This is a genomic window from Bacillus licheniformis DSM 13 = ATCC 14580, from assembly GCF_000011645.1.
Classification (GTDB): Bacteria; Bacillota; Bacilli; order Bacillales; family Bacillaceae; genus Bacillus; species Bacillus licheniformis.
In genome coordinates this window covers 4,122,342-4,137,629 of the sequence record NC_006270.3, presented here as the reverse complement: position 1 = coordinate 4,137,629, position 15,288 = coordinate 4,122,342, and the positions used below count along the sequence as shown (strand labels likewise).

The following is a 15,288-nucleotide window of genomic DNA, read 5'->3' as shown; positions in this document are numbered from 1 at the left end:
TGGTTTATTTTGGCATCAATCCTCCTTTTCTGTTGTTGAATTTATCATAGCACGAATTTGAAATATAAGTTTGTGAAATGTTGAACAAAGTATGAAAATCCATTTGAGTGAAATAAGAATGCACCCCGAGATCCGGGGTGCAGTTTTTAATACCAGTCCGTATGAAACACGCCTTCCATATCCGTCCGCTCATACGTGTGAGCGCCGAAATAATCGCGCTGGGCCTGCAGGAGGTTTGCGTTTGAGCGGCCTGTGCGGTAGCCGTCGTAATAGGAAAGGGCAGTGCTTAGGCACGGGAATGAGATGCCTGAGCTGATGCCTTCGCAGACGACCTTCCGCAAGCCGGACTGGTATTCTTTTAGTTTTTCAGCGAAGTCAGGTGCGACCAGCAGGTTGGACAGGTCCGGCTGTTTGTCGAACGCCTCGCTGATGAGATTTAAAAATTGTGCGCGGATGATGCAGCCGCCGCGGAAGATGAGGGCGATGTCCTTTAACGGCAGGTTCCATCCGTTCAGGTCAGATGTCATTTTGTATTGAGCGAAGCCTTGTGCATAGGCGCAGATTTTGCCCATATATAATGCCTGTCTGACGCGGTCGATCCACACGTTTTGATCCAGGCGCCGTTCTTCTGTTGCAGGTCCGGCCAATACTTTTTCCGCAGCTGTCCGTTCGTCTTTTAATGATGACAGGTAACGGGCAAACAGGGATTCCGTGATAATCGATGATGGAATGCCGTTGTCGACGGCCTGCAGGCTCGTCCATTTGCCCGTGCCTTTTTGGCCGGTTTTGTCGAGGATGACGTCGATGAGTGGAGCGCCCGTCTTCTCATCCTTTTTCCGCAGGATCTCCGCCGTGATTTCGATTAAATAGCTGTTCAGCTCTCCTTGATTCCACGTGTCGAAAATGTCAGCGATTTCATCTATCGGCAAAAGAAGCTTTTCTCTTAAAAACGTATATGCTTCGGCGATGAGCTGCATGTCTGCGTATTCGATGCCGTTGTGCACCATTTTGACAAAATGACCCGCGCCTTTCGGACCGATGTAGACACAGCATGGATCTCCATCCACTTGGGCGGCGATTTTTGTGAGAATCGGAGCGGCTTTTTCGTAGACGTCCCGGTCTCCGCCTGGCATAATGGATGGGCCTTTTAAAGCGCCGATTTCGCCGCCGGAAATGCCGATTCCCAAGTAGCCGATTCCTTTCACTTTCAAACTGTCATATCGTCGTTCTGTATCTTCATAGTGGGAGTTGCCGCCGTCCATGATGACGTCCCCTTCTTCAAGCAGAGGGACGAGCGAGTCGATGACAGAATCGACCGGTTTGCCTGCTGTGACCATAAGAAAGATTTTTCGCGGCTTTTCTAAAGACTGTACGAAATCTTCAAGCTCATAGTATGGCTTGACTGTTTGGCCTCCCGTTTTTTGGACGAGTTGATCGGTTAAATCCCTTGTGTAGTTATAGACGGCGACTTGTTCGCCTTTGCTTGCCATGTTCAGGGCGATATTGCTCCCCATGACCCCCAAACCTATGACACCGATTGTATTGCACATGTAGTACCTGCTCCTTCACTAAAACTTTTTTATACAAATAGACTTAACAATAAAGTAAATCCTAATCCGGCCACCGCGATAATTGTTTCAAGCAGTGTCCAGGTGGCGAATGTTTCTTTCATGCTCAGGCCGAAATACTCTTTGAACATCCAGAAGCCCGCGTCGTTGACATGGGAAGCGATTACACTTCCTGCCCCTGTTGCAAGCACAACCAGTGCAAGATTGACATCGCTTTGTCCGAGCATCGGAAGAACGAGTCCGGTCGTGCTTAATGCAGCAACTGTCGCGGAACCTAAAGAGATTCGCAGAATCGCGGCAATGACCCAGGCGAGCAAGATCGGCGACATGGCCGTTCCTTTGAATAATTCAGCTACATAGTCGCCTACTCCGCCGTTGATCAAGACTTGTTTGAATGCGCCGCCGCCCCCGATGATCAAGAGCATCATTCCGATTTGAGTAATGGCGGTTGAACAGGAATCCATCACTTGTTTGATCGGGATCTTTCTGGCGATACCCATCGTATAAATCGCGAACAACAGGGAGATGACCATCGAAGTCGAGGCATTCCCGATTAAACGAATCGCTGCCAGGAAGCTGTTGTCTGCAAGTCCCATTGTTTCTTGAATGAGAGTAATAATAGTCGAAATCGACATGATAATGACTGGAAGCATAGCTGTGAAGACGCTGATGCCAAAGGCTGGCGTCTCTTCAAGCTTGAACGTTTTCTGTTCACCGAGTGAAGCGATGCTGCCCATTTTCTCAAATGATTGCGGTACGATTTTTTTCGCCAGTTTCGTAAATAAAGGTCCGGCCAAAAGAACGGTTGGAATTGCAACAATGATACCGTAGAGCAGCACTTCCCCGATATTGGCGCCGAGTTCTCCCGCGATAGCCGTCGGTCCCGGATGCGGAGGCAGGAAGCCGTGTGTGACGGATAAGGCCGCCGTCATCGGAATTCCGAGGTATAAAATAGAAATCTTCAATTCTCTTGAAATTGCGAATACAATTGGAATCAATAAAACCAATCCGACTTCGAAGAATAAAGCAACCCCGATGATAAAGGAGGCGATGACGACCGCCCATTGGATGTTTTTCTCCCCGAATTTGTTGACGAGGGTCATCGCAATGCGCTGAGCGCCCCCTGAATCCGCGATCAGCTTGCCCAGCATGGCGCCGAGCCCGAAGATCAATGCGATATGGCCGAGCGTTCCGCCAAGGCCTTGTTCAATCGTTTTGACGATGTCGTCAAACGGCATTCCAAGTGCCAATGCAACACCGAACGATACGATAATCAAGGAAACAAACGTATTCAGTTTTAACCCCATAATCAAAAGCAATAATGCGACAATCCCGATTGCTACGATTAATAATGGCATGATAACGCCTCCAATTCTTCCCCTATTTTTTGCTGGTTAAGCTTCTTTGATAATTTGCAATTTGTGTATACTCGTTTTCCAGTGCTCGAGATAAGTTGATAAAGATCGGCATTAATTTTCTGTATTCTTTGGCCGATTCTTCTTTCGGCGCGTGTCTGTGCGTGCTTCCGACCATGTCGGAGACGACATCGAACGAATCGATTTTTCCCGTCGCGTACAGTCCCAAAATGCAGGCTCCGAGACAAGAGCTTTCATAGCTTTCCGGCACGACGACTTCCGATTCGAAAATATCGGCCATCATTTGCCTCCACACATCAGACCTTGCGAAGCCTCCGGTCGCCTGAATTCGGGCAACTGGACCGTCCATGCATTCTGTCAACGCCAGGAAGACGGTGTACAGATTGTAAATAACCCCTTCCAATGCCGCGCGGATCATGTGTTCTTTTTTATGGGACATGGTGAGGCCGAAGAATGAACCGCGCACATCCGGATTCCAGAGCGGCGCCCGTTCGCCTGCGAGGTATGGATGGAACAGCAGTCCGTCGGCACCCGGTCTGACGCGTTCGGCAATTTTGGTCAAGACATCATATGGATCAATGCCGAGGCGTTTTGCGGTTTCGATTTCTGATGAAGCAAATTCATCTCTGATCCAGCGAAGGACGATCCCGCCGTTGTTGACTGGCCCGCCGATGACCCAATGGTTTTCAGTTAAGGCATAGCAAAAGATTCTGCCTTTTTCATCGGTTTGCGGCTCATCGATAATCGTGCGAATCGCGCCGCTTGTCCCGATGGTGACGGCGATTTCGCCTTTTTTAATCGCGTTGACGCCGAGGTTGGACAGCACGCCGTCGCTTGCGCCGATGACAAACGGCGTTTGCGGATCGATTCCCATCATCGCCGCCAGTTCCGGATTGCAATTATGGAAAATTGCTGTTGTCGGAACGAGCTTTGATAAGTGGTCGGGCGTGATGCCGGCAATCGCAAGTGCTTCCTCGTCCCAGGCCAAGGTTTTGAGATTCATCATTCCCATCGCCGAAGCTAATGAGTGATCAACGACATATTGATCAAATAGTTTTTTGAAAATATATTCTTTGATTCCGATATATTTTTTCGCTTTGGCAGCGGTTTCAGGATGTTCGTTCACAATCCACGTGATTTTGCTTAGCGGCGTCATCGGGTGAATCGGCGTTCCCGTCCGTTTGTAGATATTGTGCCCGTTCATTTCTTCTTTGATTTTATGAGCCCAGCCTTCGCTTCTGTTATCTGCCCAAGTGATGCAGGAGGTGAGCGGCTTGTCGTTTTCGTCCATCGCAATCACGCTGTGCATCGCACTGCTGAATGAAATGAATGACGGCTGTTTGTCGGGATGCTGCTGCATGATTTTCGCCGTTGACTGGATGACGGCCTGAAAGATCTCATCCGGGTTTTGTTCAGCGGTCGAGATGTCCGGCGTGTGAAGCGGGTAGCCGATGCTTTCCTTTTGGATCACGTCCCCTTTTTCACTGAATAAAACCGCTTTCGTGCTTGTCGTACCGATATCTATGCCTAACATATAACTAGTCATTTTGTTGTTCGGCTCCTTTCGCCAGCATTTGTTGCGACAGCCATAGATCTTCAACTTTACCTTGTACGTCATCGAAATTTTGATGTAGGGATTTAAGCATCAGATCCCTGTCTTTCGTTTTGATCGCTTGAATATAAAGTTCATGGTTATCGAGAATTCGTTCAAAGTCTTCGTATTTTTCTTTTAAGCGGGCCCGCATGGATAAAAGAATAAAGCTTTCCATCACAGGTTTGAGATTGTTCCATATCATCAAAATGTAAGAATGATTGATGGAGCGGACAATCGTTTCGTGAAATAAGACGTCTTGAAATGAGAACTCGTCGGCATCTTTGTATTTGATGGAGACTTTCATCATCTCCAATATTTTGCTGAGGTCTGTTACCAGTTCGTCGACATTGGCCTGTCCAAGCCGTTCGAATACGAATGTTTCCATCACCAGGCGCACATCATAAATTTCTCCTATTTCTTTTTCGGTTAAACCGATGACAACGGCCCCCATCCGTTCCAAACGGATGATTTTTTCCGATGCCAGTATTTTTAAAGCCTCGCGGATGGGAGACCGGCTCACCGAGAATTCCGCAGCCAATTTATTTTCAGATAAAATGGTACCGCTTTCAATCAAACCGGAAATAATGCGCATTCTCAGCTCGCATGCGACGCGAACACCAGTTGAAGCTCTAGAAAGCCACTTCTCCGGATATAAAAGGCCTTTAGATTCGCTCATACACTCACCTTCCTAGTTATACGAGTATACTTGTATACAAGTATGATAACGCGATTATTTTGATTATGCAAACACTTTCATTTTAAATTTTTCGAAGAATTTTTCCATTTAGAAACCATTTGTTTTGCAGAAGCGCTTTGAAAGCCCCCCTGAAGCAAAAAAGTAAAGGGAGCAGGTGCCCTTTATGTTTTGACCATTTCTGTGGCAATGTTGTACAAAGCCTTCGGAAACACCTATCTTGTTTTCGTTTGTTAATTTAATTAATTAACCATGGTACAATAAAACCTACGATATGGTGTAAATGGAGGATTTCACATGCAGCGCGGTACATTTCAATTAATGAAATCGGTGAACAAATCGATCATTCTTAATAAAATCAGAACATCAGAGCCGATTTCGAGAGCTGAGATCGCCAAGGAAACAAAGATCACCCCTCCCACGGTCTCAAGCATCGTCAAAGAGCTCATCGGACAAGGACTCGTTAAAGAAAGCACGCTCGGTCGTTCGAGCGGCGGAAGAAAGCCGACCATGCTCCACATCAACACGGGTGCCTATTATGTCATTGGCATTGATGCCGGGCCTGAGACGGTGGAGTGCGTCTTAACCGATTTAGCCGGAGGGATTTTGCAGCGGACGTCCAGCCTGCTGAAAAAACCGCTGACAAACGAGAGGTTCATGGAAGTTTTAAAAGAAAGTGTCTATGCCATTTTGGGACGTGCCGATGTCGAGCAAGAAAAGATCATCGGGATCGGCATTGCAATGCACGGTGTGGTCGATGCTGAAACGGGAATGTCGCGCATCGCACCGATTTTAAACTTAACCAATATCCCCATCAAAGATGTGCTGGAACAAGAATTCAACTTAACCGTAAGAGTTGAAAACGATGCCCGGGCGATGGCGCTTGGCGAATCGTGGTTCGGCGGCCGCGATGACGCAGGGAGCATGGCTGCCGTGAATATCGGCCGCGGCGTCGGTGCGGGGATCGTCATCAACGGAAAACTGTACCATGGAGCTGAAGGGATCGCGGGTGAACTGGGCCATATGATCATTGATATCAATGGAGAAAAGTGCGAGTGCGGCAACCGCGGCTGCCTGCAGACGATTGTGAGCGGAAAAGCAATTGCCGAACGGGGGAAAAAGCGGTTGAAAGAAAGCACTGACAGCCTGACAGCCAAAGATTTGTTTGAAATGGCCGAGAACGGCTGCCAAACATGTATCGAACTTTTTCAGGAAACCGGTGTGATCATCGGAATCGGGCTGACCAATTTCATTCATCTTGTCAATCCGGGCAAAATCGTGCTGGGAGGAGGAGTGATGAAGGGCGGGAGGTTCATATTGCCGGCGATACGAGAAACGATACAGCAGAAAGCTTTAACAGCCGAAGCGAGGCAGACAGAAGTGACGATAACGAAGCTCGGCGATGAAGCGACGCTTTACGGAGCCGTTTCATTGCTGCTGGCGGAGCTGTTTGATCCGGTGCTAAAATAAGCTTATTTTTTCGCCTATTTTAACACCGGTGAAGCCTTACCCCTGATGATTGACTGTGCGGATAAAGCGCATGAAAGCTTCGCGGTCTTTGAATACTCCGGCGTCCTCAAGGGCTTTGACAAATTTCTTGCCAAGTTCTTTTCGTACAATTGATTCAGCCTGCTCCGGTTCGGACAGCTCTCCGTATTCGGTTTTGAGCTGTTCGGCCCATTCCCGGTGATGCGCTTCAACGGCATCTGACTGACCGAGCAGGAATTCTTTCACTGCCGCCAATTCGGTCTTTAAGCGGGGAGGAAGGACGGCCAGGCCCATCACTTCGATTAAGCCGATATTCTCTTTCTTAATATGGTGAACGTCAGCATGCGGATGGAATATGCCGTATGGGTGCTCGGCAGATGTCCGGTTGTTTCTGAGCACAAGGTCGATTTCATAAACGCCGCTCACGTTTCTTGCGATAGGCGTAATCGTGTTATGTGGCGTGCCATCTGTAAAAGCCGAGATATCCGCTTGTTGATCCGAGTAGTTTTTCCAAGTCTGAAAAATATGGTCCGCCGCTTCAACAAGGCTGTTGATCGCAGTTCCTTTCAAGCGGATGACGGACATCGGCCATTTTAAAACGGAAGCTTCGATGGCCGGATGCTGTTTGATTTGAAAGGAGAACGCGCCTTCCGCGCGCGTCATCGCAAACTCATATCGTCCGGCCTGATAATGGTCATGGCTTAAAATAGACCCGCCGACGATCGGCAAATCGGCATTCGATCCGATAAAATAATGCGGAAACAGCTCAGTAAAAGCAAGCAGCCTGTGAAAGGCAAGCTTATCAATTTTCATCGGCCGATGCTGCTCAGAAAATAAAATGCTGTGTTCGTTATAGTAAGCATATGGAGAATATTGAAAATACCAGTTTTCTCCGGCGAGCGGGACTTTAATAATCCTGTGGTTTGCCCGGGCAGGATACCCGATTCGTCCCGCATACCCCTCGTTTTCTTTGCACAGCAGGCACATCGGATAGCTGCGCGATTGTTTTGCAGCGGCGCGCTCCCGTTTGATTTGTTCAGGGTCTTTTTCCGGCTTTGACAAATTGATCGTAATATCCATTGTGCCGTAAGGCGTATCCATCTGATACGAAATATTTTTTTCAATTCGCTTCGTCTGGATATAGTTGCTGTTTTTGCTGAGCTGATAAAAATATTCGGTGGCTGCCAGCGGCGATTGTTCGTATTTCTGCTGGAACACTGCATTGATGACAGAAGGTCTTGCAACAAAGCAGTTCATCACATTTGCCGCCAGCATGTCTTTCGCGTCTAGATCGTCGGTTATCACGCCGTGTTCGACTGCATAGGCTGCGAGTTTTTCCAAAAGGTCTGGGATGGAGTCGCCGGAAGCAGCAGTGGCTTCCTCAGGAAACGATTCCAAGCCCAGCAGATTCATCACTTGGTTGCGCGCGTAGTTCACGTCAGCCGGTTCGATAAACCCTGCTTCAAGCGCTTTTTGAATGAGTCCGGCTATGTCTTGTTCAATCATGTTGACACTTCCTTCCTGTAACCGTTTGGATGCGAGGAATGCCACTTCCATGCATCTTCAATAATCTTTGCTACAGATGTGCGCGAAGGCCTCCAGCCCAGAACTTGCTTTGCCTTGTGAGAGCCGGCAATCAGGATGCTCGGGTCGCCGGCTCTGCGCTTGCCGATCTCGGCGGTAATGTCTTTCCCGGTTGCCTTTCTGGCCGCATCAATCATTTCTTTCACCGAAAATCCTTCGCTGCTGCCGAGATTGAATATATCGCTTTTGCCGCCTTTTCTTAAATAGTCTAATGCCGACAGATGAGCGTCAATGAGGTCTTCAACATGAACATAGTCGCGGATGCATGTGCCGTCGGGCGTATCATAGTCATCGCCGAAAATCGTTATATGCGGTCTTTGGCCGAGAGCGGTCTGCAGGATGAGGGGGACTAGGTGTGTTTCCGGACGGTGGTCTTCTCCGATTTCTCCCGTCTCCCTTGCCCCTGCAACATTGAAGTACCTGAGAGACACAAAGCTGATCCCATGGGCTTCTTCAGTCCGCTTCATGAGCTTTTCCATGATCAGTTTCGTTTCCCCGTAGGTGCTTGTCGGCATTGTCGGCATGTCTTCTGTAATCGGCAACGATTCAGGCTCTCCGTAGACGGCCGCCGTCGAGGAGAATACGATTTTTTTTACATCGTGCTCGAGCATCGCCTGAAGCAAAACCTGTGTTCCGGATACATTGTTGTCGTAATATTTGAGCGGATCTTTCATCGATTCGCCGACAAGTGAACTGGCGGCAAAATGGATCACTTCTTCAATACGTTCCTTTTCGAAAACCGTGCGGAGGAAATCGCGATCGCGCACATCCCCTTCATAAAAGATCGCATCAGGATGTACTGCCTGTCTTTGGCCGGTCTCGAGGTTGTCAACGACAACGACGTTTTCGCCTCTGTCTATTAATTGGTACACGGCGTGTGAACCGATATAGCCGGCACCGCCCAAAACCAACACGCTCATATCCATTCCCCTTTCTATATTTCTTTGGCGCCGTCGCCTATTGCCGCAGTATAAAAAGCGGCATCATAGCCAACCGTTTCGCGGTAGACGGCATTCACGCGTTCTTTAAAGCTGTCTGTCCGGTCTTTTTCTACAATCGCAATCGCACAGCCGCCGAACCCGGCGCCGGTCATGCGGGCGCCAAGGACACCGTCTTGTTCCCAGGCCGCCTGGACAATGGCATCAAGCTCCAGCCCCGTCACTTCATAATCATCCCTTAATGACAAATGGGATTCATTCATCAGCTTGCCAAATCCGGCGAGGTCGCCTTCGCGAAGTTTTTCAAGCGCCTTCAGCGTCCGGGCATTTTCGTAGACAGCATGTTTGGCGCGTTTTTGATTGATTTCATTTCTGATGAGGTGCTGATGGGCTTCAAATCCTTCCATCGTCAATTCGCCCAGGCTTGCGATCGACAACTCCTGTTGCAGATCGCCGAGCGCCTCTTCACATTGGGTGCGCCTTTCATTATATTTAGACCCGGCCAGCGTCCGCTGTTTGTTTGTATTGATGATGATCACATCGTGTTCTTTCAACACGAAGGGAGCGTATGTGTAATCAAGTGTACGGCAGTCTAGCAAAATCGCGTGATCCTTTTTCCCCATGCCGATCGCGAATTGATCCATAATGCCGCTCCCCACGCCAATGTATTCGTTTTCGACTTTTTGTCCGAGCTTCACCATGGAGATCGTGTCTGTCTGCAAATCATAAAGCCCTTTTAACAAAACGCCTGTCGCAAGCTCAATCGATGCGGAAGAAGAGAGGCCCGCTCCGTGCGGAATATTTCCGTAATACAAAATATCGGCGCCGTGAACGATTTGATGGCCTGCCGCTTTCGTCAAAAGGAACATTCCCTTCGGATAATTGGCCCAGCCGTCGGACTGGTCAAAGGCTAAATCGCTCAAGCTGCATTCAATTATTCCTTTGTCAGGGAAGTTCTTTGAATAGAAGCGGATCATTTGATCATCGCGCTTCACGCCAAGGGCATAGGTGCCAAATGAAATCGAGGCGGGGAAAACATGCCCTCCATTATAATCCGTGTGTTCGCCGATTAAGTTGATCCTTCCCGGAGCAAAAAAGGTTCGCGGTGTCTTTTCTGTCTTAAAAATAGAACGAAAGTCGTTTGATAAAGCGGCTGCAGTATTCATATATCCTCCTATTCGTTTGACGTACCAGACTTAATAAATTAATTTAATTAAGTTCAACCCCAGTTTACTACGGGTTTTCGATTGGTGCAATAAAAAGTGTTTTTTCAAATGAAGCGTTTTCATGTAAAATCCTTATTGGCGGGGATAGGGCAATCAGCACTTGACTTTTACGCAAATCAACGTTAAATTAGTAAAATATTTTACTAAAAAATTTGATATTTAAAATAAAGGTGTTCATATGGAGGTTTTACAATCGTGGCGACGATAAAAGATGTTGCAGAAAAGGCGGGGTATTCCATCTCAACGGTTTCCCGCGTATTGAATAACGACGAAAGCCTTTCCGTACCCGATGAGACGCGGGAGAAAATATTTGAAGTGGCGGAAAGCCTGAACTACCGCAAGAAAACGATCAGGACACTGGTAAAAAACATCGCGTTTCTGTACTGGCTGACGGATAAGGAAGAGCTCGAAGACGTGTATTTTAAAACGATGAGGCTGGAAATCGAGAAGCTCGCAAAGCAATTCAACGTCGAACTGGCAACGTATAAAATTTCGGGAGGCATTGACGCCATTCCCGAAAACATAGAAGGATTCATTGCCGTCGGCTCGTTTTCAGATGATGAATTAATCCGATTAAGACAGATGACGCCTCACGGTGTATTTATCGATTCGACGCCTGATCCGAATCACTTTGATTCAGTCAGGCCGGACTTAAAGCAGATGACGAGGAAAACGGTAGATTTTCTCATTGAGAAAGGGCATGAAAAGATCGGCTTTATCGGAGGTACGTACCACAACCCCAATACAGATGAAGACGAAATGGACGTAAGGGAACGAACGTTTCGCGAATATATGAAGGAAAAAGGGCTCTTGGAGGAAAGCTTTATTTTTTGCCGGAGGGGTTTTTCGGTGGAAAACGGCTACCATCTGATGGACAAAGCAGTTGAAACATTGGGAGAAAAGCTGCCGACGGCCTTTTTTACAGCGGCGGATCCGATTGCCGTAGGCTGCCTTCAGGCCTTAAATGAAAAAGGGATCGCCATCCCGGGCAGAGTCAGCATCATCAGCATCAACAACATCAGTGTAGCGAAATACGTATCTCCCCCGCTGACGACATTCCATATCGATATTAAAGAGCTTTGCAAAAACGCTATTGAATTGCTTTTGGAACAAATACTTCAAAAAAGAAAAGCTGTAAAAACGCTATATATCGGTGCCGAACTGGTGGTCAGGAAAAGCACCAATTAAAAAAGCGCGGGCTGCTGTTCACAATCCGCGCTTTTTTTCGTAAAACATTTTACCTGTGTAAGTAAAATAATTGTTTACACTTTTCCTAAGACATGCTATATTGTTTTTGTAAAGCGCTTTCACTCCAATAAAAGGAATGAGACAAATGATGAATATGAAAAAATATGTTGGAATCAGCAGTGTCATTGCTCTCAGTTTGTCTTTAACTGCCTGCGGGCCTAAAGAGAGCAGCAATGGAGCATCAGACTCGAAGCAAAAGGAACTCGTGGTCTGGGAAGATAAAGAGAAAAGCGAAGGCATTAAAGATGCCGTCGCCCAATTTGAAAAAGAGCACGGCGTATCTGTCAAAGTCGTTGAAAAGCCTTACGCAAAGCAGATCGAAGACTTGCGGATGGATGGACCGGCGGGAACGGGTCCGGATGTGTTAACGATGCCCGGAGACCAAATCGGGACAGCGGTAACGGAAGGTTTGATCAAGGAATTAAAGGTGGACAAAGAGATCCAATCGATCTATACGGAACCTGCCATGAGATCGCAGGTGACAAACGGCAAGGTCTACGGCCTGCCGAAAGCGGTCGAAACGACGATGCTCTACTATAATAAAGATTTAATTTCTGAAAAAGAACTGCCGAAAACGCTGGATGAATGGTATGAGTATTCCAAAAAAACGGCTGACGGCAAAAAATTCGGCTTCCTGGCGCTGTTTGACCAGATTTATTATGCACAGAGCGTCATGGGAGGGTACGGCGGCTACATTTTTAAAAGCGATGCCGACGGCACTTATGATCCGGCCGACCTAGGCTTGAACAACAAAGGTGCAGTCGAAGGCGCCGAGTACATTCAGAAGTTTTACCAAGAGGGGCTGTTCCCTGCCGGAATTATTGGGGAGCAGGGCATCAATGTGCTGGAATCGCTGTTTACGGAAGGAAAAGCAGCAGCGATCATTTCAGGCCCGTGGAACCTGGAACCGTTCAAAAAAGCGGGTATCAATTACGGGGTTGCCAAGCTGCCTAAACTGTCCAACGGCAAGCATATGAGTTCTTTTGTCGGCGTGAAGAGCTACAATGTAAGCGCTTATTCGAAGAATGCCGATCTAGCCGAACAATTAGTCGTCTTCCTCGCCAATAAAGAAAACTCAAAGAAGAGATATGAGATCACAAAAGAAGTACCCGCAGTCAAAGAACTGGCGGATGATCCTGCCGTCACAAAAAGCGAAGCGGCTCAAGCCGTTGCCGAGCAATCTCAGTACTCAGAGTTGACACCGAATATTCCTGAGATGAATGAAGTATGGACGCCGGCGGATGCGGCTCTGCAAACAATTGCAACCGGAAAAGCCGAACCGAAAAAAGCGCTTGATCAAGCCGCGGAAACGATACAAGGACAGATCAAAGCGAAGCACAGCGGCAGCAAATAAGCCGCGGGCGGTGGTGTCAAACTTGTCTTAAGTTTGGCGCCATTTATTATAAGCACGTCCATATAAAGAGGTGAAGGAGAAGGTGCAGCATCGCAAAAAAGCTTTACTATTATCAATTATTCCCGGTCTGGGCCAATTCTACAATAAACAATGGATAAAGGGTCTGTTATTCCTTCTTTTAGGCGTCTCGTTCTTTGCGGTTTTTGGCGATTTGCTGAATATGGGGCTGTGGGGCCTGTTTACGCTTGGAACCGAAGTGCCGCGCGACAACTCGATTTTTCTATTGGCAAAAGGCATTATTGCTGTGATTGTCACCTGTTTTGGGCTGGCTGTCTATTACGCCAATTTGCGGGACGCCTACCAAAACGGAAAGAGGCGCGATGAACAAAAGGAGCTCAGTTCACTCAAGGAACAATATCATAATTTAATAGCTCAGGGATATCCGTATCTCATCAGCGGGCCATCGCTGTTCATCCTGGTTTTTGCCGTTGTTTTTCCGATTTTGTTCAGCTTTGCATTAGCTTTTACAAACTATAACCTCTACCATTCTCCGCCTGCCCGCCTTGTCGATTGGGTAGGAATTAAAACGTTTTCCGAAATTTTCACCGTTGATATTTGGCGGTCGACCTTTTTGGATGTTTTAGCTTGGACCATTGTTTGGACGCTTGTCGCTTCCACGCTCCAAGTCGGGTTGGGAATTTTGTTGGCGGTTGTCGTCAATCAGAAGGAAGTCCGCTTTAAAAAAATTTTCCGGACGATTCTTGTCTTGCCTTGGGCCGTGCCCGGTTTTGTTACCATTCTCGTGTTTGCCGGCCTTTTTAATGACAGCTTCGGTGCTTTCAATCATCAAATCCTCGCCGCATTCGGCATCGATCCGATTCCTTGGATGACGAATGCCAATTGGACGAAGCTGGCGCTTATTCTTATGCAGGGCTGGCTCGGATTTCCGTATGTGTTCATTGTAACAACCGGTGTTCTGCAGTCGATTCCGGATGACCTTTATGAAGCGGCGACGATTGACGGAGCGTCTGCGTTTTCGAAATTCAGGCATATTACACTGCCGCTGATTTTAATCGCGATGGCGCCGATTATCATTACGCAATTCACTTTTAATTTTAATAACTTCAATATTATTTATCTATTCAATGGAGGCGGTCCGGCTGTTCCCGGGTCAACAGCGGGAGGAACCGACATCCTGGTGTCCTGGATTTACAAATTGACGATGCAGTCGAGCCAGTACTCTTTAGCCGCCGCATTGACGATCCTGCTGTCGGTCTTTGTCATCTCAATTGCACTGTGGCAGTTCAGACGGACAAATTCTTTCAAAGAGGGGGCTTAACGTATGAAGAAAAGAAGATTCTTTCGGCTCCTTCTGACCTATTCTCTGTTGGCTTTTATGACAGCCGTTATCATATACCCTCTGCTTTGGACGGTGGGGGTCAGCTTTAATCCCGGCAACAGTTTGGTCAGCACTTCTATCATTCCGGCAAATCCGACATTGGATCACTATAAAGAATTATTCGCCGGCAAAGAGAGCCTCCAATACGGGCAATGGTATATAAACTCGCTGAAAATCAGCATCTTTACGATGATCGGATCGGTCATCAGCGTTTCTTTTACAGCTTATGCTTTTTCACGGTTTCGTTTTAAAGGAAGGAAAAACGCTTTAGTTTTATTCTTGCTGCTGCAAATGATTCCTCAATTTTCGGCTTTGGTTGCGCTCTTCGTTTTAGCGCAGATGCTTGGAATGATGAACAGCCATTGGCTGCTGATTTTGCTGTACATCGGCGGGCTCATACCGATGAACACGTATTTGATGAAAGGGTATATGGACTCCATTCCCATCGATTTGGATGAGAGCGCTAAGATTGACGGCGCAAGCAATACAAGGATTTTCCTGCAGATTATTATGCCGCTATCCAAACCGATGATCGCGGTCGTTGCCATGAACGGATTCACCGGGCCGCTCGGGGATTTCGTTTTGTCTTCGACGATATTGCGGACACCGGAGTCGTATACATTGCCGATCGGTTTATACAATTTAGTCAATGAGGTGATGGGAGCCAGCTATACGACGTTTGCCGCCGGCGCTATTTTGATCAGCATACCGGTAGCCGTCATCTTTATCATGCTGCAAAAGAACTTTGTGTCAGGATTGACGGCAGGCGGAACGAAAGGATAGTCCGAAGGAGAAAATGGTCTAAAAAAGGAGAGTATT

The 15,288-nt window shown here is 47.6% G+C and carries 12 protein-coding genes; 5 read left to right on the top strand and 7 right to left on the bottom strand.

Features of this window, described 5'->3' with window-relative positions:
* Nucleotides 1-146: 146 nt before the first annotated feature.
* The 4 genes from gnd to TRNA_RS42590 are packed head-to-tail and all read right to left on the bottom strand — an operon-like array spanning nucleotide 147 to nucleotide 5,214.
* Nucleotides 147-1,550 carry a decarboxylating NADP(+)-dependent phosphogluconate dehydrogenase gene (gene gnd, locus TRNA_RS42605; RefSeq protein WP_003177908.1) on the bottom strand — a complete coding sequence of 468 codons (1,404 nt, stop codon included), beginning with the start codon at nucleotides 1,548-1,550 and terminating at the stop codon, nucleotides 147-149.
* A gap of 29 nt (nucleotides 1,551-1,579) precedes the next feature.
* On the bottom strand, nucleotides 1,580-2,926 hold the full coding sequence (locus tag TRNA_RS42600; protein WP_003177906.1) for a GntP family permease: 1,347 nt from the start codon (nucleotides 2,924-2,926) through the stop codon (nucleotides 1,580-1,582).
* Nucleotides 2,927-2,948: 22 nt separating this feature from the next.
* Nucleotides 2,949-4,490 carry a gluconokinase gene (gene gntK / locus TRNA_RS42595; RefSeq protein ID WP_009329998.1) on the bottom strand — a complete coding sequence of 514 codons (1,542 nt, stop codon included), beginning with the start codon at nucleotides 4,488-4,490 and terminating at the stop codon, nucleotides 2,949-2,951.
* A complete protein-coding gene (locus tag TRNA_RS42590; RefSeq protein WP_003177902.1) occupies nucleotides 4,483-5,214 on the bottom strand; it encodes a GntR family transcriptional regulator in 732 nt (243 codons plus the stop codon). The genes gntK and TRNA_RS42590 overlap by 8 nt, the downstream gene beginning before the upstream one ends.
* A gap of 315 nt (nucleotides 5,215-5,529) precedes the next feature.
* Here TRNA_RS42590 and TRNA_RS42585 point away from each other — a divergent pair, with 315 nt between their 5' ends.
* The gene (locus TRNA_RS42585) at nucleotides 5,530-6,702 is read left to right on the top strand and encodes an ROK family transcriptional regulator (RefSeq protein WP_009329997.1); all 1,173 of its coding nucleotides are present in this window, start codon (nucleotides 5,530-5,532) and stop codon (nucleotides 6,700-6,702) included.
* Between the two features lie 36 nt (nucleotides 6,703-6,738).
* Here TRNA_RS42585 and galT read toward each other — a convergent pair whose 3' ends face one another.
* From galT to TRNA_RS42570, 3 genes are read right to left on the bottom strand one after another with little or no spacing between them, the layout of a single operon-like run.
* Nucleotides 6,739-8,226, bottom strand: a complete 1,488-nt coding sequence (gene galT / locus TRNA_RS42580; RefSeq protein WP_009329996.1) for a UDP-glucose--hexose-1-phosphate uridylyltransferase — start codon at nucleotides 8,224-8,226, stop codon at nucleotides 6,739-6,741.
* Nucleotides 8,223-9,224, bottom strand: a complete 1,002-nt coding sequence (galE, locus tag TRNA_RS42575; RefSeq protein ID WP_009329995.1) for a UDP-glucose 4-epimerase GalE — start codon at nucleotides 9,222-9,224, stop codon at nucleotides 8,223-8,225. Before galE ends, galT begins: the two co-directional genes overlap by 4 nt.
* A 14-nt stretch (nucleotides 9,225-9,238) precedes the next feature.
* Nucleotides 9,239-10,408 (bottom strand): galactokinase, encoded by a 1,170-nt coding sequence (locus TRNA_RS42570; RefSeq protein WP_009329994.1) that lies wholly within the window; start codon nucleotides 10,406-10,408, stop codon nucleotides 9,239-9,241.
* Between the two features lie 255 nt (nucleotides 10,409-10,663).
* Between TRNA_RS42570 and TRNA_RS42565 the strand changes: the two genes are divergently transcribed.
* The 4 genes from TRNA_RS42565 to TRNA_RS42550 all read left to right on the top strand — a co-directional run bounded on the left by TRNA_RS42565 (nucleotide 10,664) and on the right by TRNA_RS42550 (nucleotide 15,252).
* A complete protein-coding gene (locus tag TRNA_RS42565) occupies nucleotides 10,664-11,656 on the top strand; it encodes a LacI family DNA-binding transcriptional regulator (RefSeq protein ID WP_003177891.1) in 993 nt (330 codons plus the stop codon).
* A gap of 145 nt (nucleotides 11,657-11,801) precedes the next feature.
* The gene (locus tag TRNA_RS42560; protein ID WP_003177889.1) at nucleotides 11,802-13,070 is read left to right on the top strand and encodes a sugar ABC transporter substrate-binding protein; all 1,269 of its coding nucleotides are present in this window, start codon (nucleotides 11,802-11,804) and stop codon (nucleotides 13,068-13,070) included.
* 82 nt (nucleotides 13,071-13,152) lie between these two features.
* Complete coding sequence (locus TRNA_RS42555; protein WP_011198465.1) at nucleotides 13,153-14,409, top strand: carbohydrate ABC transporter permease; 1,257 nt, start codon at nucleotides 13,153-13,155, stop codon at nucleotides 14,407-14,409.
* Between the two features lie 3 nt (nucleotides 14,410-14,412).
* On the top strand, nucleotides 14,413-15,252 hold the full coding sequence (locus TRNA_RS42550; protein ID WP_011198464.1) for a sugar ABC transporter permease: 840 nt from the start codon (nucleotides 14,413-14,415) through the stop codon (nucleotides 15,250-15,252).
* Nucleotides 15,253-15,288 lie beyond the last annotated feature (36 nt).

Excerpts from the sequence above, each read along its gene's own strand:
- TRNA_RS42560 (WP_003177889.1), top strand. The coding sequence starts at position 11,802 with ATGATGAATATGAAAAAATATGTTGGAATCAGCAGTGTCATTGCTCTC.
- gntK (WP_009329998.1), bottom strand. The coding sequence starts at position 4,490 with ATGACTAGTTATATGTTAGGCATAGATATCGGTACGACAAGCACGAAA.
- TRNA_RS42585 (WP_009329997.1), top strand. The coding sequence starts at position 5,530 with ATGCAGCGCGGTACATTTCAATTAATGAAATCGGTGAACAAATCGATC.
- TRNA_RS42550 (WP_011198464.1), top strand. The coding sequence starts at position 14,413 with ATGAAGAAAAGAAGATTCTTTCGGCTCCTTCTGACCTATTCTCTGTTG.
- TRNA_RS42570 (WP_009329994.1), bottom strand. The coding sequence starts at position 10,408 with ATGAATACTGCAGCCGCTTTATCAAACGACTTTCGTTCTATTTTTAAG.
- TRNA_RS42590 (WP_003177902.1), bottom strand. The coding sequence starts at position 5,214 with ATGAGCGAATCTAAAGGCCTTTTATATCCGGAGAAGTGGCTTTCTAGA.
- TRNA_RS42600 (WP_003177906.1), bottom strand. The coding sequence starts at position 2,926 with ATGCCATTATTAATCGTAGCAATCGGGATTGTCGCATTATTGCTTTTG.
- galE (WP_009329995.1), bottom strand. The coding sequence starts at position 9,224 with ATGAGCGTGTTGGTTTTGGGCGGTGCCGGCTATATCGGTTCACACGCC.
- gnd (WP_003177908.1), bottom strand. The coding sequence starts at position 1,550 with ATGTGCAATACAATCGGTGTCATAGGTTTGGGGGTCATGGGGAGCAAT.
- galT (WP_009329996.1), bottom strand. The coding sequence starts at position 8,226 with ATGATTGAACAAGACATAGCCGGACTCATTCAAAAAGCGCTTGAAGCA.